The 21164-nt window shown below is 43.4% G+C and carries 17 protein-coding genes; 10 read left to right on the plus strand and 7 right to left on the minus strand.

Annotation, left to right across the window (positions count from 1 at the left end):
* Positions 1-11: 11 nt before the first annotated feature.
* Genes ICN28_RS01330 through ICN28_RS01350 form a run of 5 tightly spaced genes read left to right on the plus strand, consistent with a single transcriptional unit; the run spans position 12 to position 3933 of the window.
* Complete coding sequence (locus ICN28_RS01330; RefSeq protein WP_216285652.1) at positions 12-593, plus strand: NUDIX hydrolase; 582 nt, start codon at positions 12-14, stop codon at positions 591-593.
* Positions 590-1330 (plus strand): leucyl/phenylalanyl-tRNA--protein transferase, encoded by a 741-nt coding sequence (aat, locus tag ICN28_RS01335; protein WP_216285654.1) that lies wholly within the window; start codon positions 590-592, stop codon positions 1328-1330. The genes ICN28_RS01330 and aat overlap by 4 nt, the downstream gene beginning before the upstream one ends.
* The gene (locus ICN28_RS01340; RefSeq protein WP_216285656.1) at positions 1327-2088 is read left to right on the plus strand and encodes an arginyltransferase; all 762 of its coding nucleotides are present in this window, start codon (positions 1327-1329) and stop codon (positions 2086-2088) included. Before aat ends, ICN28_RS01340 begins: the two co-directional genes overlap by 4 nt.
* On the plus strand, positions 2085-3113 hold the full coding sequence (locus tag ICN28_RS01345) for a quinone-dependent dihydroorotate dehydrogenase (protein ID WP_216285658.1): 1029 nt from the start codon (positions 2085-2087) through the stop codon (positions 3111-3113). Before ICN28_RS01340 ends, ICN28_RS01345 begins: the two co-directional genes overlap by 4 nt.
* Before the next feature lie 55 nt (positions 3114-3168).
* Positions 3169-3933, plus strand: a complete 765-nt coding sequence (locus ICN28_RS01350) for an IclR family transcriptional regulator (protein WP_216285661.1) — start codon at positions 3169-3171, stop codon at positions 3931-3933.
* A 38-nt stretch (positions 3934-3971) separates the two neighbouring features.
* Here the strand turns inward: ICN28_RS01350 and ICN28_RS01355 are convergent, their stop codons facing one another.
* The 3 genes from ICN28_RS01355 to ICN28_RS01365 all read right to left on the minus strand — a co-directional run bounded on the left by ICN28_RS01355 (position 3972) and on the right by ICN28_RS01365 (position 6860).
* Positions 3972-5027: a serine hydrolase gene (locus ICN28_RS01355; RefSeq protein WP_255536077.1), complete on the minus strand. Its 1056-nt coding sequence runs from the start codon at positions 5025-5027 to the stop codon at positions 3972-3974.
* Positions 5028-5126: 99 nt separating this feature from the next.
* Complete coding sequence (locus tag ICN28_RS01360) at positions 5127-6017, minus strand: DMT family transporter (protein WP_216285663.1); 891 nt, start codon at positions 6015-6017, stop codon at positions 5127-5129.
* Entirely contained in the window at positions 6018-6860 is an 843-nt protein-coding gene (locus ICN28_RS01365) for a histone deacetylase (RefSeq protein WP_216286826.1), read from the minus strand.
* 179 nt (positions 6861-7039) lie between these two features.
* Between ICN28_RS01365 and ICN28_RS01370 the strand changes: the two genes are divergently transcribed.
* Entirely contained in the window at positions 7040-7576 is a 537-nt protein-coding gene (locus tag ICN28_RS01370) for a phasin family protein (RefSeq protein ID WP_216285665.1), read from the plus strand.
* A 190-nt stretch (positions 7577-7766) separates the two neighbouring features.
* Here ICN28_RS01370 and lpdA read toward each other — a convergent pair whose 3' ends face one another.
* Genes lpdA through aceE form a run of 3 tightly spaced genes read right to left on the minus strand, consistent with a single transcriptional unit; the run spans position 7767 to position 13878 of the window.
* Positions 7767-9560, minus strand: a complete 1794-nt coding sequence (gene lpdA, locus ICN28_RS01375; RefSeq protein ID WP_216285667.1) for a dihydrolipoyl dehydrogenase — start codon at positions 9558-9560, stop codon at positions 7767-7769.
* 12 nt (positions 9561-9572) lie between these two features.
* Positions 9573-11171, minus strand: a complete 1599-nt coding sequence (gene aceF, locus ICN28_RS01380; RefSeq protein ID WP_216285669.1) for a dihydrolipoyllysine-residue acetyltransferase — start codon at positions 11169-11171, stop codon at positions 9573-9575.
* A gap of 10 nt (positions 11172-11181) precedes the next feature.
* The gene (aceE, locus tag ICN28_RS01385) at positions 11182-13878 is read right to left on the minus strand and encodes a pyruvate dehydrogenase (acetyl-transferring), homodimeric type (protein WP_216285671.1); all 2697 of its coding nucleotides are present in this window, start codon (positions 13876-13878) and stop codon (positions 11182-11184) included.
* Between the two features lie 238 nt (positions 13879-14116).
* Here aceE and ICN28_RS01390 point away from each other — a divergent pair, with 238 nt between their 5' ends.
* The 4 genes from ICN28_RS01390 (at position 14117) to ICN28_RS01405 (ending at position 20274) form a co-directional block, all read left to right on the plus strand.
* Complete coding sequence (locus tag ICN28_RS01390; protein WP_216285673.1) at positions 14117-16615, plus strand: PAS domain S-box protein; 2499 nt, start codon at positions 14117-14119, stop codon at positions 16613-16615.
* A gap of 5 nt (positions 16616-16620) precedes the next feature.
* Positions 16621-17244: a response regulator transcription factor gene (locus tag ICN28_RS01395; RefSeq protein ID WP_216285675.1), complete on the plus strand. Its 624-nt coding sequence runs from the start codon at positions 16621-16623 to the stop codon at positions 17242-17244.
* A gap of 7 nt (positions 17245-17251) precedes the next feature.
* Positions 17252-18097 (plus strand): bifunctional methylenetetrahydrofolate dehydrogenase/methenyltetrahydrofolate cyclohydrolase FolD, encoded by an 846-nt coding sequence (gene folD / locus ICN28_RS01400; protein ID WP_216285677.1) that lies wholly within the window; start codon positions 17252-17254, stop codon positions 18095-18097.
* Positions 18098-18174: 77 nt separating this feature from the next.
* Positions 18175-20274: a M3 family metallopeptidase gene (locus tag ICN28_RS01405; protein ID WP_370626452.1), complete on the plus strand. Its 2100-nt coding sequence runs from the start codon at positions 18175-18177 to the stop codon at positions 20272-20274.
* Here ICN28_RS01405 and xth read toward each other — a convergent pair whose 3' ends face one another.
* On the minus strand, positions 20275-21105 hold the full coding sequence (gene xth / locus ICN28_RS01410) for an exodeoxyribonuclease III (RefSeq protein ID WP_216286827.1): 831 nt from the start codon (positions 21103-21105) through the stop codon (positions 20275-20277).
* Positions 21106-21164: the final 59 nt, after the last annotated feature.

Raw genomic sequence — 21164 nt, forward strand, 5'->3', positions numbered from 1 at the left:
AAAGTTAAATCATGAAATTTTGCTCACGATGTGGTTCTAAAGTGCACCTACAAATCCCCGAAGGTGATACCCGAACACGTCACATTTGTTCGCACTGTCAAACCATTCATTATGAAAACCCTCGAAATGTGGTGGGAACAATTCCCCTATGGGAGGACAAAGTGCTCTTATGCAAAAGAGCTATTCAACCTCGATTAGGCTTTTGGACACTACCTGCTGGCTTCTTAGAAGTGAATGAAAGTACTCAAGATGGTGCACAACGTGAAACACTAGAGGAAGCTGGCGCTCATGTTGAGGTGGGGCCGCTCTTTTCTTTATTGAATGTCATGCACGCCGAACAAGTTCATTTATTTTATTTAGCCAAGATGTATGAGCCCACCTTTAGTGCAGGGGTTGAAAGTTTAGAAGTTCGTTTATTCGATGAATCTGAAATTCCATGGGATGAGCTCGCTTTCCCAACAGTGACAAAAACCTTGCAATGGTTTTTTGAAGATCGCTCTAGCGGCAAGTTAGTTAATGAGGATGCTTTAGCAACTCATCTACATGATATTGGTTTTGATGAACGTATTGATAAGCAATATAAAAAGTCATGAGCGTTCCATGGCTATCTACTGATGAACCATTTCCAACACTACATCAGAACTTCAACCCCGAACCAGAAATGCCTGGTCTCATCGCCATTAGTGAGGAGATTAGTCCTGAGCAATTGTTAAGAGCGTATAGCCATGGGATTTTCCCCTGGTATTCCGATGGTCAACCAATTCTATGGTGGTCACCCAACCCCAGGATGGTGTTAAAACCAAAAAATCTAAAAATTAGCCGAAGTTTTAAAAAAGATATTAAAAATATTTTATTGGATCGTGATTGGGAAATTAAAGTAGATGAAAATTTCCATGAAACGATTCTGTCTTGTGCAACTCAAACTAGATATGGTCAAGATGGCACCTGGATCACGCATGCCATCATTCATGCTTATGGTGTTCTTCATGAGCAAGGCTATGCTCACAGCGTAGAAATATTCCATCAAGGTCATCGAGTTGGAGGACTATATTGCGTCAACATTGGTCAAATGGTATTTGGGGAGTCAATGTTCTCCAAGAAAATAAACGCCTCAAAAATTGCTTTAGCGAGCCTATGTGCTTGGTGTATTGCACAAGACATTGAAATGATTGACTGTCAGCAAGAAACAAATCACCTCACGTCCTTGGGTGGAAAAGCCATCCCCAGAGATGAATTTTTAGCCCATATTAAAAAACAATGTTCAGCAAAAAATCCTAAATGGGGGTTTAATAAGAATGTTTTAAGTCATTGGCTAACTACACATTCATGAGCAAACTCAAAGAACTTCCGTTTACTACCTTGCAGTTTTATGCAACGGCTCCCTATGAATGCAGCTACATCCCTAATCGCCAAGCTAGATCACAAGTAGCCACACCGACTCATTTGATCCATGCCGATGTTTATGGTGACTTGGTTTCAAACGGGTTTCGTCGCAGCGGGCTGTATACCTACCGTCCTTATTGCGATGGTTGCAAATCTTGCATCGCCTGTCGCGTAGAAGTGACACAATTTAAAGCTAAAAGATACCAACAAAGAGCATTCCACAAACATCAAGACTTGGTTGTCAAAATTGGTCACCTCGGTTACTTCGAGGATCACTACGAGCTTTACCTCAAATACCAGCAGCAGCGCCACCAGGGTGGCGGCATGGACTTTGATGATGAGGATCAGTACAAGCAGTTTTTATTGCAAAGTAAAGTGAATACCCGACTCATTGAATTTAGAGACGGCCCCCAAGCATCCGAGCCCGGCAAATTAAGAATGGTGAGCATCATTGACATTATTCAAGATGGTCTATCTGCTGTATATACTTTTTTTGACACCACCGTACAAAATGCGAGCTACGGCACATTCGCCATCATGTGGCAGATTCAACAGGCTAAAGAATTGGGCTTACCTTATGTGTATTTAGGCTACTACATCCAAGAAAGCCCTAAAATGTCATACAAGGCTAACTTTGAACCATTAGAAATTTTGGTTGATAGCCAATGGCATCTTCATTCCCCTATTAAAGAACACGAGTTATGAATCTTTACCCTTTTATTAAGCCATGCTTATTTGCTATGGATGCCGAGCGTGCGCACAATTTCACATTAAGCAGTCTTGATCGCGTTCATCAGCTAGGTTTAGGTTCTTTAACGAACAAAAAAATTCCTCGTGATGAGCGCCACTTTTGTGGTCTTCGCCTACCTAACCCTGTTGGCTTAGCAGCAGGTCTTGATAAAGATGGCAAACATATCGATGCGCTGAGTGACTTGGGTTTTGGTTTCATTGAAATTGGCACCGTCACACCGCGTGGCCAGAGCGGTAACCCTCAACCGCGCATGTTTCGGCTTCCAGATGCGAATGCTTTGATCAACCGCATGGGTTTTAATAACGATGGCGTCGATGCTTGCGTTGAACGCTTAAAAAAATCCACTTTTTGGCAGTCGGGTGGCATAGTTGGTCTTAATATTGGTAAAAATGCCACGACCCCTATTGAATCTGCAGCCAATGATTATCTTCACTGCATGCAAAAAGTCTACGAGCTTGCCTCCTACATTACCGTGAATATCTCTTCTCCCAATACAAAAAATCTTCGTCAACTACAAAGTGGTGATGAACTCAACTCATTGTTAAGCCAGATTGCTGTAGAGAAGCTCAAGTTATCCGATCGCTATAAAAAACAGGTTCCTTTGTTCTTAAAAATAGCGCCTGATTTAGAAAACGACCAGATCGAGAGCATTGCAGAACTACTTATTGAACACCGTATCGATGCAGTCATTGCGACCAATACGACGATTGCGAGAGATGCTGTACAAGGTCTTCCTCATGCTGAAGAGGCCGGCGGTTTATCTGGGGCCCCTGTGAAAAAAGCCTCTGATCAAGTAATTCACGAGCTATCCAAAACACTCAAAGGCCAAATTCCCATTATCGGGGTGGGAGGAATCCTTAGCGGTCAGGACGCAAAAGATAAGATAGAGGCCGGTGCTAGCTTGGTACAGTTGTACACAGGCCTCATCTACAAAGGCCCTGACCTCGTATCCGAGTGCGCTGCAGCCTTAAAAAAGTAAGAAAAATACTTTTCACATTGTGCAATTTAGTACTTTTTATGGCTAAAATGAACCCATGACTAGCAGAACAGCCATCCAAGTTTTAGATCGCATGATGAGTCTTTTAGACGCACTCGCTCTAAGTGATGAGCCTGAAAGTTTGAAAAAACTCTCAGAAATAACCGAATTGCACCCTTCCACTGCCCATAGAATTTTGAATGATATGGTGGCATGCCGTTTGGTAGAGCGTGCTGATAGCGGCACATATCGATTAGGCCTGAAATTGCTAGAACTTGGTAATTTAGTTAAAGCCCGCCTATCGGTACGAGATGCTGCTCAACTTCCAATGAGAGCCTTGCACAAGTTAACTGGCCAAACTGTCAATCTATCTGTCCGCCAAGGCGATGAGATTGTTTACGTTGATAGAGCTTATAGCGAGCGTTCAGGCATGCAAGTAGTTCGTGCCATTGGTGGTCGAGCACCACTTCACCTCACTTCTGTTGGAAAACTTTTCCTAGCCGATGATGATGCAGCCAAAATTAAAGCTTATGCCACTAAATCTGGATTGCATGGGCATACCCCCAATAGCATTCATGACTTGGCACAACTGGAAAAAGAACTCGATCTTGTAAAAACCGTTGGTCATGCTAGAGATGATGAAGAATTGGAAGTGGGTGTGAGTTGTATGGCAGCAGCCATATTGGATGACACTGGCAAACTGGTTGCTGGACTTTCTCTATCAGCTCCAACTGAGAGAATCCAAGAGGAATGGCTTAAGTCTCTAAAAGAGACTGCCATTCAAATTTCCAAGAGCTTGGGCTACAAACAACCCATTAAGTAAGAACCAAAGAATTTTCTAGATTAATTGTTGCGCTGAATTTAAAGTTTGCGCAATGGCGTGACATCCGGGTTACTTTCCAACCACTTTTTAACGCGAACGGCATCCGCAAAGCGAGACTGTGTTCCTACTGAGTCTAGAAATACCATCACCACATCTCGATCCTGAATCTTCGCCTGCATCACCAAACACCTGCCAGCTGCAGAGATATAGCCAGTTTTCTGAAGACCAATATCCATATCACCTGCTCTAACCAAACGATTGGTGTTCACAAATTTTTGCTGACGATTATCAATCATGATACTGAAATCTGCCCGTGTTGAAAATTCACGAATAACTTTATGTTGATAAGCGGCTTCCACCAATCGTGTTAAATCTTCAGGGCTTGAAACATTCTCACTAGAGAGTCCAGTTGGGTCAGCAAACTTAGACTGTGTCATCCCGAGCATTTGCGCCTTAGCATTCATCGCATCTACAAAAGATTTAACGCCACCAGGATAATTTCGACCCAAGGCATAAGCCGTTCGATTTTCGGAAGACATCAAAGCTAAAAGTAGAGCCTCTTCGCGAGTCATTTTGGCATGTTGAGTGACCCTTGATCGAGTTCTGCCTGGATAGGTATTCACATCGTCTTGGTGAATGGTTAAATTTTCATCAAGAGGTAAACCTGCATCCATCACCACTAACGAGGTCATCAACTTGGTAATAGAAGCAATCGGCAAAGATGCGTGAGCATTTTTCTCAAATAAAACTTCGTGTGTTTGACGATCAACAATCAAAGCCACACTGGACTTCAAACTCAGAGAATCGTGATTACCACGTAAACCCATCGCTGCAGCGAAGGAAGGTCTTTTTTCAACATGTTTATCTTCAGCGTTCTGACGTGTCGTACTGGTACGAACGGTTTTATTTTTTCTGGGCGCTTTTGGCTGTTTAGCTGGCTTACTTGCTTTGGCGTTGGGGGCCTGCTTATTTTTTTGCGCTGGTTTAATTGTTGTCTTTTTTTCTTGCGCAAGAATCGCTGGGGCTGGTAGCACCAAACTCACAGTGACCATGGCTATAAAAATAGCGCGTAAAAAGATCTTGGGTTGAATCATGTAAGGACAATGACCTAATGTTTAGTAGATAGGTGAATGATAGTGCAAAAGTGAAAATTTACTAAAAATAACAATCCTTTGACTTCTTCAATAACAAATTTAAACCAGAGCTTTTGTGCTAGCTCGATTTACAAGCAACACTGCTGAGCTGGTCAATAATATACCCAGCACAATCACCCAAGTAATCGGCTCATCAAATAATATCCAAGCCATTAAAGCAGTTGTTGGTGGCGTTAAATACATTAAGCTGGTCACCTTTGTAGCAGCACCATTGCGAATCAATATAAACAATAAGGATATCGCCCCTATTGAAATCGCAAAAATACCCCATAACATTGCGCCAATCATTTCTGGCACCCACTCTACTTCCATAGTTTCAAAGAACCACATGAATGGCGCACAAACTAAAACAGACGCCACAAACTGAATCACACTACCCGTTCGGATATCAAATTGAGAACAGAATTTCTTTTGATAAAGAGTGCCTGCTGTAATACTCAAAAGAGCAAAACAACCAAAAATTAACGAATAGAAACTAAGACCAATTAATGACAGCTTGGTCCACACCACCAAACCAACTCCTAAGAGTCCTATCAGTAAACCAAGCCATTGTTCGCGGGTAACTTTCTCTGAGATAAATGCCGCAAGCCATGCCGTTAAGATTGGTTGCAAACCAACAATGAGGGCAATTAATCCAGCAGACATACCGTCTTTAACTGCCACCCAAACACCACCCACATAACCTGCTTGTAAAAAGATACCGGCGATAGCAATGTGAAGCATTTGCGAAAAAGACGGCCAAGGTGCTTTAAATAACAAAACAATCGGCAGCATACAAATCACCACCCCTGAAAAACGCATGACCAAGAAAGTCATTGGCTCAGCATGGGGCATACCATAAATAGCAATTATGAAACCGGTACTCCAAATGATGACAAAAATGGGTGCCATCCATGGTGCTAAGCGATTCGCCCACAGGGTGTTTGACATCTAATGCGCCTTTTGAAGGAAATGCTGAAAAGCTAATTGTATGGTCTGTTCGTGGACATCCACAGTAGTTTCAATAGTTGTACCGTAACCACCTGCCATGGCTAAGGCAATTGGGCAACGATGCTCCTTAGCAAAGCTCAAGACCATGCTGTCCCGCTTCGCCATGCCGGACATACTTAACTTCAAGCGCCCCAATCGATCACCTTCGTGAGGGTCAGCACCTGCTAAATAGATGATCAACTCTGGATTAAATTGTGCTTCTAAGGATTCAAGAGCTCGGTGCAGCGTTTGCAGATAATCTTGATCACCAAGACCATCCTCAAGCCCTATATCTAAGTGACTTGATTCTTTTCGAAATGGGAAGTTCTTTTCACCATGTAGAGATAGCGTAAAACAACTTGATTCTTTCCCTAAGATGGCAGCCGTGCCATTTCCTTGATGAACATCCAAGTCAATAATCGCAACTGGCATATTGGGCTGCAAGGCTTGTACATACTTTGTCGCAATGGCTGCATCATTAAATACGCAAAACCCACTACCCTTATCGGCATAAGCATGATGAGTGCCACCAGCCAGATTGACTGACACCCCTTCTTGTAGAGCTGCTAAACAGGCTTGAATGGTGGCACCAGCTGACCTCCTCGATCTCTCCACCATCATTTCTGACCACGGAAAGCCAATTTCCCTGATTTGAGATCCCTCTAATAGACCCATTGTGACGGCCCGAACATAATCAGAGGTGTGCACTCTAAGCAAGTCTTCATCGCTGGCTCCAGAAGGCTCTATGAGGTGAATGCCGTCAATTTTTGAGACTCTGTCTCTTAATAAACGGTATTTTTGCATCGGAAATCGATGCCCATCGGGTAATGGGAGGACAAAATGATCGGTATAAAAGGCTTTCACCCCCTGATTTTGCCTTTTTTTCACAATGTGGTCTTGACTTCATGCGTTTAGCACCTATACTTATATTTGTGCAGTGCAACAATTTAGTTTCACTTACCTTTTAACATTGGAGAAAACAAATGACATTAACCCCAGAACAAATCGCAGCAGCTAATAAAGCTAACCTTGAGACTCTTTTAGGTCTTACAAACAAGGCTTTTGAAGGCGTAGAAAAATTAGTTGAATTGAACATGGCCGTTGCAAAAGCATCGATGAACGAAAATGTACAAAATGCTAAGCAAGCTCTATCAGTGCGTGATGCACAAGCATTAATGGCGATGCAAGCCGGTATGGTTCAACCTTTGGCAGAGAAAATCATGTCATACAGCCGTCATTTATATGACATCGCTAATGAAACTAACTCAACATTTACAGCAGTGACTGAATCACAATTGAAAAAGAGCAACGGTAACTTGAATGGTATGGTTGAAGAAATGACTAAAAATGCACCAGCTGGCTCAGAAGCAGCGATTCAAGCTATGAAACAAGCCATGGCTGCAGCAAATAATGCTTATGAAACAACTCAAAAGTCAATCAAGCAAGCTGTTGACTTGGCACAAAATAACTTCAATGCAGCTGCTAATACAGCAGTTAAAGCAGCTCGCGGCAAGAAGTAAGGCGTATGAAAGCCATCTGATTCATGATGATGGTTGTAAAGAATTGAAGTAGTAACGATTGTCTCCTCGGTACCCAGTCAGATCATATCTGCAAGTACCCTTCAACCTCCGCCTTGTGCGGGGGTTTTTTTTGAGTAGATCCATAAAAAAACTCCGAATTACATTCGGAGTTTTTTCTTATGCGACTTTTTTATTTTTTCTTTTGTGGCGGTAGATCGGTGCAACTACCATGCGCCACTTCAGCTGCTAAGCCCACTGACTCACCCAAGGTCGGATGTGGGTGAATTGTTTTGCCAATATCGACCGCATCAGCGCCCATCTCAATAGCTAAACAAACCTCACCAATTAAGTCACCGGCATGTGTACCAACAATGCCACCACCAATAATTCGGTGTGTCGCTTTATCAAAAATAAGCTTGGTAAAACCTTCATCCCTGCCATTAGCAATCGCACGACCACTTGCTGCCCAGGGGAATAAGCCTTTTTCGTACTCAATGCCTTGAGCTTTACATTGCTCTTCTGTGATACCAGCCCACGCCACTTCGGGATCGGTATAGGCAACAGAAGGAATTTGCTTCGCATCAAAATATGATTTCTGACCAGCCGCAACTTCAGCAGCCACATGTGCCTCATGAACCGCTTTATGAGCCAACATCGGTTGACCAACCAAATCACCAATCGCATAGATATGAGGAACATTGGTACGCAACTGGTTATCCACCTGAATGAACCCACGCTCATCAACCAACACACCCGCTTTATCAGCGTCAATTTTTTTACCATTTGGCGTGCGACCCACTGCCACTAGGACCAAGTCATAAACCTGTGGTGTTGCAGGTGCTTTATCACCCTCAAAAGTGACATGAATACCATCTGGCTTAGCTTCAGCTTTGCTGGCACGTGTTTTCAACATGATGTTGTCAAAACGTGGCGCATTCACTTTCTCCCAGACCTTTTCCAAATCACGATCTGCACCAGCCATTAAGCCATCTAACATTTCAGCAATGTCAATTTTGCTACCTAAGGTGCTATACACCGTGGCCATTTCCAAACCAATAATGCCGCCACCAATGACTAGCATTCTCTTAGGTACAGATGTAAGTTTTAAGGCGCCGGTACTATCGACAATCCGCGGATCTTTTGGCAAGAAAGGCAACATCACAGCTTGACTACCAACAGCAATGATGGCTTTTTGGAAACGAATTACTTGTTTGATACCAGTCGTTGCTTTTGATGTTCCCTCAGTGATATCGACTTCCACATGGTTAGCATCTAAGAAACGACCAATACCGCGAACTGTTTTTACTTTACGAGCTTTAGCCATGCCAGCTAAACCACCCGTTAACTTGCCAATCACGCTCTCTTTATGGGATCTAAGCTGATCAATATCAATCTTGGGTTCGCCATAACTGATGCCGTGCTTAGCCATCGCTTTGACTTCATCCATGATAGCTGCAGTATGTAAAAGTGCTTTAGATGGAATACAACCCACATTCAAACAAACACCACCTAAGGTTGAATAACGCTCAACGATGATTGTGCTCATACCAAGATCAGCACTTCTAAAAGCGGCACTATAACCACCAGGGCCGGCTCCTAAAACCAACATCTCGCACTCATGATCCACTTTGCCAGAATAGCTTCCTGCCACTGGCGTGCTTACAGGTGCACTTGATGCAACCTGAGCAGCAGGTACTGAAGCTTTCGGCGGTGCTGCTGGAGCAGGAGCGCTTGATACTGCTGCTGCAGCAGTCTCGATCGTAGCAATCACCATCCCTTGATTGATCTTGTCACCCACTTTAACTGCAACGCTCAGGATCGTGCCAGCTTGTTCGCTTGGCACTTCCATAGTGGCCTTATCCGATTCAAGAACTAAGAGCGCTTGCTCTTTTTCAACTTGATCACCAACCTTCATTAAGACTTCAATGACTGGGATGTCATGGAAGTCACCAATATCAGGAACTTTAATTTCTAGAGTGGCCATGTCGATTTCCTTTTATAGAACGACGCGACGGAAGTCGGCCAAAAGTTCAGATAAGTAAACGTTAAATTTAGTTGCTAAAGCCCCATCAATCACGCGATGATCTGCAGTTAAAGATAGAGGACAAATTAATTTAGGCACAAACTCTTTACCATTCCAAACAGGCTTCATAGATGCTTTATTAACGCCCAAAATGGCAACCTCAGGCGCATTGATAATCGGTGCAAAATAGGTTCCACCAATACCGCCTAAAGAAGAAATTGTGAATGAAGCACCCTGCATTTGATCGGGCTTCAACTTACCTTCCCGTGCCAACTTGGCTAATTCACCTGTTTCCTTAGCGATTTCAAAAATACCTTTTTTATCCGCATTTTTCACAACGGGAACAACCAAACCATTAGGTGTATCGGCAGCAAATGCGATGTGGAAGTATTTCTTTAAAACCAAATCATCACCATCCAATGAACTATTGAATTCAGGGAACTTCTTCAAAGCATTGACTGATGCTTTGATCAAGAAAGCCAACATGGTGACCTTAATGCCCTGCTTCTCATTGTCTTTATTGGTCATGACACGGAACGCTTCTAATTCAGTAATATCTGCATCTTCGTGATACGTTACCGCTGGAATCATGACCCAGTTGCGCGACAGATTAGCAGCAGATAGTTTTTGAATACGTGAAAGAGGTTTGGTCTCAACTTCACCAAATTTAGTGAAATCAATTTTTGGCCATGGCAACAGATTCAAACCACCACTTGCAGACACTGGAGCACCTGCTGGAGAAGCCGCCTGCCCCGTCATGATGTTCTTCACATAAGCCTGGACATCTTCTTGAGTAACGCGGGCTTTAGGACCTGTTCCAATTACTTTGGATACATCCACACCCAGCTCACGAGCATATTTACGAGCCGATGGGCTCGCATGACTTACACCACCCATTGGCGTTGACTCAGTCCGGGCTACAGGAGCTGTGGCGGGCGCTGGAGCTGCCTTAGGTGCCGATGCTGGCGCAACCATCGGTGTAGCTGGTACTGATTTCTCAGAGGTCGCAACAGTACTTGCAGCACCTGAGGACTCAAGAACAATCACAAGATCGCCCTCAGAAATGCTATCACCTACTTTAACTTTAACTTCTTTAACGATGCCAGCATCCGAAGATGGCACATCCATTGTGGCCTTATCTGATTCGAGCGTAACGATGGATTGTTCTTTCTCCACACGATCACCCACTTTGACATGAACCTCAATGACAGGCACACCTTTGTAGTCACCAATATCAGGAACCTTGACCTGAATAGTTCCACCTGATGCTGCTGGTGCAGCTGCTTGTGGTGCTGGTGCTGGTGCTGGTGCTGGGGCAGCAGCAGAAACACTCTCAGATTCCAAAAGAACCACAACAGTTCCTTCCGAGATGTTCTCACCAACTTTAACTTTAACTTCCTTGATAACACCTGCTTCTGATGAAGGCACATCCATTGTTGCCTTATCAGACTCCAAGGTTACAAGGGTCTGTTCTTTTTCAACACGGTCACCTGGTTTAACGTGGATTTCAATGACAGGTACATCTTTGTAATCACCAATGTCAGGTACTTTAATTTCAATTGCTTGACTCATAGGGCCATCCTCACACTGTCATTGGGTTAGGTTTTTTAGGATCTAAGCCATATTTCTTCAAGGCTTCAGCTACTTTCTTGTGTTCAATCTGACCATCATCAGCAAGAGACTTAAGAGCAGCAACAGTTACCCAGCGACGATCAACTTCAAAGAAGTGTCTTAATTTCTCACGAGTGTCGGAACGACCATAACCATCGGTTCCCAATACGTTGTAACGCTTACCCGTATTTTGAATCGCTGGACGAATTTGCTCAGCAAACATTCTGACGTAATCCGTTGCAGCAATCACAGGACCGGTTGTATCTTTCAACATTGTCTCTACATGAGACAAAACTGGTTTATCTGTTGGGTTCAACATGTTGTGACGAGCAACTGTATTCCAGTTGCGCCCTAACTCTGTAAAGCTTGGGCAACTCCAGATATCAGAAGCTACGCCCCAGTCGTCACGCAACATGTTGGCCGCCTCTATAACCTCGCGGAAGATCGTACCGCTACCTAATAACTGAACCCGCTGCTTAGCTTTAGCATCACCTACGCTGCTCAACTTATACATACCCTTCAAGATATCTTTTTCAGCACCTTTTGGCATGGCTGGATGAGCATAGTTCTCATTCATGAGCGTTAAGTAGTAGTAGACATCTTCTTGCTCTGTCATCATTCGACGCATACCATCTTGAATAATCACAGCCAACTCAAAAGCAAATGTTGGGTCATAACTAATACAGTTCGGAATAGCTGCGCTCCATAGATGGCTGTGACCATCTTCGTGCTGCAAACCTTCACCGTTCAACGTTGTTCGACCAGCGGTACCGCCTAATAAGAAGCCACGGCTTCTCATATCGCCAGCCGCCCACGCCAAGTCACCGATACGCTGGAAACCAAACATGGAGTAGAAAATATAGAAAGGTAACATTGGCACACCATGTGTGGAGTAGGACGTTGCCGCAGCAATCCAGTCACACATCGCCCCCGCTTCATTGATACCCTCTTGCAAAATTTGACCGTGCTTGTCCTCTTTGTAGAACATCAACTGATCATGATCTTGTGGGGTGTAAAGCTGACCCTTTTGATTCCAAATACCTAATTGGCGGAACATACCTTCCATACCAAAAGTCCTTGACTCATCTGGAACAATAGGTACAACACGCTTACCAATGCCCTTATCTTTAACAATGATATTCAACATACGAACAAATGCCATAGTTGTTGATATCTCACGACCTTCAACCGTTGGCTCAAGCAATGGAGCAAAAGTTTCTAAGGCAGGCACATCCAAGCTCTCGGCTTTGGTTCGACGCTGAGGCAAGTATCCACCCAACTCCATGCGTCTCTCTCGCATGTAATTAAGCTCTTCACTACCTTCTTCAAATTTCACTAATGGCAATTTTTCAATATGCTCATCCAAGACAGGAATCTTGAAACGATCTCTAAATGCTTTAACGTCTTCAATGTTCATTTTCTTAGCTTGGTGGGCAATGTTCATGGCTTGACCTGAACTACCCATGCCATCACCTTTAATGGTTTTAGCTAAGATAACTGTTGGTTGGTTTTTATGATTATTAGCCGCATGGAATGCTGCATAAACTTTATAAGGATCATGACCACCGCGATTGAGGTTCCACACCTCATCATCACTCCAATCAGCAACTAGCGCTTGAAGCTCTGGTGTATTGAAAACGACTTTTCTAACGTAGGCGCCATTCTTAGATTTCATGGTTTGGTATTCACCGTCCACGATCTCACCCAAACGCTTCATCAAGATGCCTTTTTTGTCACGTGCAAACAAAGCATCCCAATGCGTACCCCAAACTAACTTGATCACATTCCAGCCTGCGCCACGGAACTCACCTTCAAGCTCTTGAATGATCTTACCGTTACCGCGAACCGGACCATCTAAACGTTGCAAGTTACAGTTAATAACAAAGCATAAGTTATCCAGGTTTTCACGACCAGCCATACCAATCGCGCCAAGTGACTCAGGCTCATCCGTCTCACCGTCACCTAAAAATGCCCAAACCTTGCGACCCTCGGTTTTAGCAAAGCCGCGATCGTCCAGATACTTCATGAATCTAGCCTGGTAAATTGCCATGATCGGGCCTAAACCCATAGATACTGTTGGGAACTGCCAGAAGTCTGGCATTAACCATGGGTGCGGATAACTTGAAATACCGTTGCCATCAACCTCCTGACGGAAATTATTCAAATGCTCTTCTGTCAAACGTCCCAACATATAAGCACGCGCATAAACTCCAGTTGCTACGTGGCCTTGAACAAACACAAGGTCACCACCATGCTTATCTGAGGGTGCATGCCAAAAATGGTTAAAACCAACGTCATAAAGCGTTGCTGCCGATTGGAAAGAAGAAATGTGTCCACCGACGTTGGTGTCTTTGTTGGCTCTGAGAACCATGGCCATAGCATTCCATCGGGTATAAGCTCGAATACGCTCTTCTACCTCATGATTGCCAGGTAATTTAGCCTGCTGTTCAACCGGGATCGTATTGATGTAAGGGGTCTCAGCATGAAACGGCTGAACCACGCCACTCACTCGTGCGTGGGAGATTTGCTCATCTATTAAGAATGCTGCACGATCAACACCCTCTTTAGCAATGACGCCATTCAGAGCATCAATCCACTCTTTTGTTTCAATTGGGTCAATATCCTGCTGTTGATTTGTACCCATGCTTTGTCCCGGTAAATCAGCCATCTTTATCTCCTCATTAGCCAGTCAGACTGGTCATCGTTGTCGCTCTCTAGTTATTAGCTAAATTCTAAAAAGCACAACTGGTAGTCGCAAGCTATTTACCACATAACGAATGTGTTTCTCATAATATGGAATATTATTGCTTAGCAACAAGAAAGGGCAATAAAAAACCATCTACCACTCTCTGCTCGAATTAAACTCGTGTCTTCTATGGTTTTCCCTAGTCAATGAGAAATAACAGTTGATCAACCGCATCGTCACAAAATTTGAGTATGTTCTTGATAAGCTTTTGCCAAAAGCTTTGAACCATAAAACTAGGTCTTACACCTATCTGTTCATACCCATACTTGCCATCGTCATTTTTACAAGTGTGATGGCATTAATTCTGTGGACACTGAACTACCAAGATAAAAACCAACAGCAATACACTCTTTATAGAGAGAGCGCTTACGCTAAGCAACGGATCATGATGCGCTTTAACTCAAATGAAGACACCTTATTAGAGCTAAGCCGTGAAATCAGTAATTCAATTGATCAAATGCAAAACCCGGATGTCTTTTTAAGACGAGCTACAACGCTGATTCAAGATAGTCCGGAAATTTTGCATTTAAGATGGATTGATAACCATAAGAAAAAATTATGGAATATTCCTGTTTCTTTAAGCAATACAGAATGGTTTGAACGTACGCCTGTTCGAGGGAAAATTGAAAAAGAATTAAATACTCTTTATGCCTTAGCTTCAGAAACAAATAAAGCCGAGTATGGCCAAATTCTGAATTTCGAATATGCCGGTAAAGATAACGCCAGCCTAGATCGTGAAAATATATTTTGGCATGTCACTCCAGTCATTCAGCGAGGTGAAGTCATTGGCGCTATCGCCGTCATTTACTCATCACGAAGAATGCTAAAGCACATGGTCCCAACTGAATTAAGTGGCTTGTACCGCTTTACTTTAGTTGATAACAACGGAACGGCCATTGCAACATCCAACACCAGAAAAACAAATGCGAGATCTATTGAGCACAATGTCACTATTGATAAATTAGGCACCCCGCTCAGCCTCAATATCAGCACTTACCCTCCACCAACAAATCTGACCTATAGAACCTTATTGTGGCTGGTAATTGGTTTATGCGCCTTTGTTTTATGGAGCTTATGGTCTGTTTGGAAACAAACAACGCAGCGCTTTTCCATTCAAAAAGATCTTCAGATTGAGACTAATTTTAGAAGAGCAATGGAGGAATCCATCACGATTGGTATGCGCGCACACGACATGGATGGCAAGATTACTTACGTCAATCCTGCATTCTGCGAGATGGTGGGCTGGACCGACCAAGAGCTAGTTGGAATGTCACCGCCCTTTCCTTTCTGGCCGGACGAAATGATCTCGGACCTTAATCAAAAGATGTCTATAGCTTTAACTGGCAATAGTCCAAAAGCTGGCTTCGAAGCGATGCTTCGAACACGAGAAGGGGCAAAGATAAACATTCGAACTTTCGTGTCAAAACTCAATAATGAGAAAGGTCAACAAATTGGCTGGGTGAGTTCAATTGTTGATATTTCAGAACCAGTTAAGGCTCGACAAGAATTAGCTTTAGCTCAAGAACGTTTTACAACCGTATTAGAAAGCTTGGATGCAGCAGTATCTGTAATCTCTTTACAGAGTGGCCAGTTACTATTTGCAAATAAGTATTACCGCGATCATTTTGGTTCAACCACCCAAGTTCATCTCGACTTAGCTGGACATGAAATTGAGCCAAGTGAAATGGATGAGTCTGACATTGACAGTGTAGACGGCTTTGTTGGTCTCCCCGCATCTGAACTGACCCCTGCTCGTTCCGATTTCCGAGAAGTCCAAATTAAAAATTCGAAGTCTTGGTACGAAGTCAGACGCCGATATATTTCTTGGGTTGACGGACATCTTGCGCAATTAATTGTTGCAACGGATATTACCGCCCGTAAGAATGCTGATGAAGTGACTCGTCAACAAGAAGAAAAAATGCAATTCTCCAGCCGTTTAACAACAATGGGGGAGATGGCATCGTCCTTGGCTCATGAACTTAATCAACCCTTGGCCGCAATTAGCAACTATTGCACTGGGATTGCTAACCGCCTGAAATCTAATCAAACCATTGATATTCAAAAGGATATCCTGCCAGCAATTGAAAAAGCAACGACACAGGCTCACAGAGCTGGAACAATTATTCAACGCATTCGTGGCTTTGTTAAACGCAGTCAGCCGCAGAGTCAATTAGTGGATATTCACCAAATTATTGAAGATTCAGTTGGCTTAGCTGAAATTGAAGCACAGCGCCATGGTGTTCAGTTGAGCAAATCCTTTGCAGATCACCTTCCACCTGTTCATTTAGACCCTATCTTGATTCAACAGGTGCTTGTCAATCTATTAAAAAATGCCATTGATGCTGTAAAAACCAGCCCGCCACACATCTCTAACGCCAAAATTATTGAAATAAAAGTCGATATTGATCAAAGTGTTAACCCAAGCATGCTCCGAGTTAGAGTCTCTGATCATGGTCCCGGCATCCCTGATGATGCTCTAGAACGCCTCTACGAGCCATTTTTCAGTACAAAACAAGATGGAATGGGTATTGGTCTCAACATTTGCCGCTCTATTGTTGAATCACACCGTGGCAGGCTTTGGGTGACTAACCATGCCACTGAAAAAGAACCCGGCAATACCGGCTGCACCTTTACAATACTACTTCCAACGGATAAATAAAGATCATGAACAATAAAACTGAAATTGTTTACGTCGTCGATGATGATGAAGCAGTAAGAGACTCTCTAACATGGCTATTAGAAAGCAATGGCTATACTGTAAGGTGCCAACCCAGTGCGGAGCGTTTCCTTCAATCCCTTCAAGGGGATGATAAGGAAACAGTTGCCTGTTTGATTTTGGATGTTCGTATGCCAGGCATGTCTGGTCTTGAACTTCAAGAACGTCTTTTAACTGAAAATATTCCGATGCCGATTGCCTTTATTACAGGTCATGGCGATGTTTCAATGGCTGTATCGACCATGAAAAAAGGTGCTGTTGATTTTATTGAAAAACCATTCAAAGAATCTGAGTTGAAAACTCTTGTGGAAAAGATGCTCACTCGTGCCCGCGTTGACTACGCTAAAGCCGACACTCAAAAGAACACTCAAAATTTACTCAGTAAACTGACGGGTCGTGAAAAACAGGTTCTAGAAAGAATTGTGGCAGGTCGCTTGAATAAACAAATCGCTGACGATCTGAATATTTCTATCAAAACAGTCGAAGCACACCGCGCTAACATCATGGAAAAATTGAGTGTGAACACGGTTGCCGATTTATTACGTTTAGCTTTATCTGAAACCAACTCCTAAAAAATCTATGTCAGCTCAAATTATTGACGGTAATGCCCTTGCCAAAAAAATTAGATTAGAAATTGCCAGTAGAACTTCAACGTTAGTTGGAAAAGGCATCAAACCAGGTTTAGCAGTACTTCTAGTTGGAGAAGATCCTGCGAGCCAGGTTTACGTACGAAATAAAGTCAAAGCTTGTGAAGAAGCTGGCATGCATTCTCTATTGGAGCGACTACCAACTGATTTAAGCGAAGCCGCTTTATTGAAAAGAATCCACGAACTCAATTTAGATCCAAGCATTCACGGTATTTTGGTTCAACTACCACTACCGAAGCATCTCAATAGTCACCTGGTAATCGAATCGATTGCTCCCGAAAAAGATGTCGATGGTTTCCATGTGGCTAATGCCGGCGCACTCATGATTGGCGCACCACTATTTAGACCTTGTACCCCATACGGCTGCATGAAAATGCTAGAAAGCATAGACTACCCAATCAAAGGGGCTCGTGCAGTGATTGTGGGTGCCTCTAACATTGTTGGCAAGCCTATGGCTATGTTACTTTTGCAGGCAGGCGCAACGATTACCATCTGCAATAGCAAAACTAAAGACTTAACCGCCCACACCAAAGAAGCTGACATTCTAGTCGTTGCTACGGGACGTCCAAAAATGATCACAGCTGAGATGGTTAAGCCAGGCGCTGTGGTGATCGATGTGGGAATCAATCGATTGGATGATGGCAAGCTATGTGGCGACGTCGACTTTGAGTCTGTTAAAACAGTAGCGAGCGCAATTACTCCTGTGCCAGGCGGTGTTGGCCCTATGACCATTACGATGTTGCTACTGAATACCTTAGAAGCTGCTGAAAGACTCTAATCGGTATTTGGAATAGACACCACTCCAATGTCAACAATCAGGCGCTTCTTGAAGCGCCTGAATTTTTTTAATTTTCGATAGATAATAAAGTTATGACAAATCCACTCCTATCCTTTGGTCACGGTTTACCTGACTATTCAGCGATTCAACCGCAACATATCCAACCAGCTATTCAAGAGCTTTTAAAACAAGCTCAAAGCGCTGTTGATCATTCTCTAGCACCAAGCACCCCATGTACATGGCTAGATTTAGTTGAACCATTGGAAAGTGCCACAGAGTCACTCGGTCGCTCGTGGGGAGTTATTAGCCACTTGAACAGTGTTGCTGACAGCCCAGAATTGCGAGATGCTTATGGTGTGATGCTACCTGAGGTAACTGCTTTTTGGAGCGCGCTTGGTCAAAACTTGGACTTGTATAAAAAATATAAATCCTTGAGCGAATCAAAAGAATTTAAATCTTTAAGCACTGCTCAACAAAAAGTCATTCAGAATTCCTTGAGGGACTTTCGTCTTGGGGGGGCTGAATTGGCAGATGATCAAAAACCACGATTTGCTGAAATTCAAGATGAGCAAGCCAAATTGGCAAAAGAATTCTCTGATCATGTTCTCGATGCCACAGATAGTTTTGTGCATCTAATTACCGATCCATTAGACCTAAAGGGCTTGCCTGAAGACGCCATAGCAGCCGCTAAAGAGCTAGCACTATCCAAGGAACTAGAAGGTTGGGCTTTTACGCTTCACTTCCCATCCTATTTCCCTGTGATGCAATTTTCCGAGAATCGCCCTCTCAGAAAAAAACTATACCAAGCCTACATCACCAGAGCATCTGATTTAGGTCCTCAATACAGCGGCAGCAAACCGGAATGGGATAACACTAGCAATATGTTGGCTCAACTTCGCTTGAAAAGTGAAGAAGCTAAAATGCTCGGCTTTGATAACTACGCCGCTTTGAGCCTTGCACCTAAAATGGCTCGCACAGTCTCGGAAGTCGATCAGTTTTTACAGGAATTCGCTCATCGAGCTGTAGGGCATGGACAACAAGACTGGGCTGATTTACAAAGCTTTGCTAAAAAATCGCTTGGAATTGATCAATTAGAACCATGGGATATGGCTTATGCTTCAGAGAAACTCAAGCAAGATCGTTATGCGTTCTCTGAAAACGAAGTCAAACAATACTTTCCTCTTTCCAAGGTCCTCAATGGTCTATTTGAGATCATTCAAACCTTATTTGGCGTCAAAATTGAAGAAGATTCATTACCTAAATGGCATAAAGATGTTCAATCATTTAGGGTTTCAAATACAAAAGGCGAGTTAGTTGCTCAGTTTTACTTGGATCCCTATGCCAGACCAGGTAAACGTGGTGGAGCGTGGATGGATGACGCAAGAGGTCGCCGCGTACTACCAAATGGCGATATCCAGACACCGGTTGCTTATTTGGTTTGCAACTTCCCTGCCCCTGTAACGATTAATGGTATTACCAAACAACCAACTATCACTCATGATGATGTGATCACGATGTTCCATGAATGTGGTCATGGTTTGCATCACATGCTGACAAAAGTGAGCGCTTTGGGTGTGTCAGGCATCAATGGTGTTGAGTGGGATGCCGTTGAACTTCCAAGTCAATTTATGGAAAACTTCTGCTGGGAATGGGAGGTGTTGCAAAAAATGACCGCTCACGTTGAAACAGGAGAAACTCTACCTCAATCACTTTTTGACAAAATGATTGCTGCCAAAAATTTTCAAAATGGTCTTGGAACTTTGAGACAACTTGTTTTCTCCATGGCTGATTGGAAATTGCATTCCGAGTTCACACCAGAAAATGCCCAAGCAACGGATGTCCTCGCTTTATCTAAATCAATCAATGATGATATCCACGTAATCCCTCAATCAGAGATCTCTCGATGGCCAAATACCTTTAGTCATATTTTTGCTGGAGGATACTCTGCGGGATATTACAGCTACAAGTGGGCTGAAGTTCTTTCAGCTGATGCTTATGCGGCTTTTGAAGAAGCCGCTAAAAAAACCGGTAGCGTTTTAGACCAAGCTACCGGGGAACGTTACCGCGAAGAAATCTTAGAAGTGGGTGGTAGCCGCTCCGCAGCGGAATCATTTAAAGCCTTCCGAGGTAGAGAGCCGAAAATTGACGCTTTACTGCGACATGGTGGTTTAGTTTAACTAAGCAAGAGTAGTAATTACGGGAGCATGGTCCGAAGGCTGCTCCCATCCTCTTGGCACCTTATCAATAAAGCTAGCCGTGCATTCATTCTTAAGCTCCTCGCTCAATAGAATGTGATCAATTCGAACGCCTGCATTTCGACGGAATCCCATCATGCGGTAATCCCACCAACTAAAGCTTTTAGGCAACTGCTCAAACATTCTATAACTGTCATGAAGACCTAATTCTATAAAGCCGGTGAAGGCATCTCTTTCTTCTGGAGAAACTAAATTTTGTCCTTCCCAAGCCTTCGGATCATGAACATCTTCATCGTTAGGTGCTATGTTGTAGTCGCCTAAAAGAGCCAGTCTAGGATGCTCCTCGAGTTCTTCAGACAGCCAGTCGTAAAGCCCCGCCAACCAATTCATTTTGTAGGTGAATTTTTCAGTTCCAGGAGCCTGCCCATTAGGAAAATAGGCTGAAATCAATCTCATCGGTGCGCGACCTTTAAAGGCAACTGTTGCAGCAACTAAACGCTGCTGCTCATCTTGAAACTTAGGATTATTCTTTACAGCAGATAAAAATGCTGTTTCAGGATCTTGTGCCGTTGCAGCCAAGGAGCTTTTTCTTAAGAGTAAAGCAACACCGTTATATGTTTTTTGACCAGCGACTAGAGCGTAATAACCAGCGGCATCCAACTCTGAAAATGGAAATTTATCTTCCGTTAACTTTAACTCCTGAAGACAAAGTGCATCAATAGGTGCACCCTTTTTTTCTTGAGAACTCAACCACTGCAGCAGGTGCGGTAAACGTACTTTAATAGAGTTAACATTCCAAGTAGCAATCCGAATTGAAGACATAAAAATAAAATTGAATTAATCTAAAGGGCTTATTATGAACGCCAAATCAG

The organism is Polynucleobacter sp. 30F-ANTBAC, assembly GCF_018882385.1.
In the GTDB taxonomy this organism is placed as follows: domain Bacteria; phylum Pseudomonadota; class Gammaproteobacteria; order Burkholderiales; family Burkholderiaceae; genus Polynucleobacter.

What these genes read in the sequence shown, in the direction of transcription:
- ICN28_RS01330 (WP_216285652.1), top strand. Translation starts at nt 12, where the DNA reads ATGAAATTTTGCTCACGATGTGGTTCTAAAGTGCACCTACAAATCCCC.
- aat (WP_216285654.1), top strand. Translation starts at nt 590, where the DNA reads ATGAGCGTTCCATGGCTATCTACTGATGAACCATTTCCAACACTACAT.
- ICN28_RS01340 (WP_216285656.1), top strand. Translation starts at nt 1,327, where the DNA reads ATGAGCAAACTCAAAGAACTTCCGTTTACTACCTTGCAGTTTTATGCA.
- ICN28_RS01345 (WP_216285658.1), top strand. Translation starts at nt 2,085, where the DNA reads ATGAATCTTTACCCTTTTATTAAGCCATGCTTATTTGCTATGGATGCC.
- ICN28_RS01350 (WP_216285661.1), top strand. Translation starts at nt 3,169, where the DNA reads ATGACTAGCAGAACAGCCATCCAAGTTTTAGATCGCATGATGAGTCTT.
- ICN28_RS01355 (WP_255536077.1), bottom strand. Translation starts at nt 5,027, where the DNA reads ATGATTCAACCCAAGATCTTTTTACGCGCTATTTTTATAGCCATGGTC.
- ICN28_RS01360 (WP_216285663.1), bottom strand. Translation starts at nt 6,017, where the DNA reads ATGTCAAACACCCTGTGGGCGAATCGCTTAGCACCATGGATGGCACCC.
- ICN28_RS01365 (WP_216286826.1), bottom strand. Translation starts at nt 6,860, where the DNA reads ATGCAAAAATACCGTTTATTAAGAGACAGAGTCTCAAAAATTGACGGC.
- ICN28_RS01370 (WP_216285665.1), top strand. Translation starts at nt 7,040, where the DNA reads ATGACATTAACCCCAGAACAAATCGCAGCAGCTAATAAAGCTAACCTT.
- lpdA (WP_216285667.1), bottom strand. Translation starts at nt 9,560, where the DNA reads ATGGCCACTCTAGAAATTAAAGTTCCTGATATTGGTGACTTCCATGAC.
- aceF (WP_216285669.1), bottom strand. Translation starts at nt 11,171, where the DNA reads ATGAGTCAAGCAATTGAAATTAAAGTACCTGACATTGGTGATTACAAA.
- aceE (WP_216285671.1), bottom strand. Translation starts at nt 13,878, where the DNA reads ATGGCTGATTTACCGGGACAAAGCATGGGTACAAATCAACAGCAGGAT.
- ICN28_RS01395 (WP_216285675.1), top strand. Translation starts at nt 16,621, where the DNA reads ATGAACAATAAAACTGAAATTGTTTACGTCGTCGATGATGATGAAGCA.
- folD (WP_216285677.1), top strand. Translation starts at nt 17,252, where the DNA reads ATGTCAGCTCAAATTATTGACGGTAATGCCCTTGCCAAAAAAATTAGA.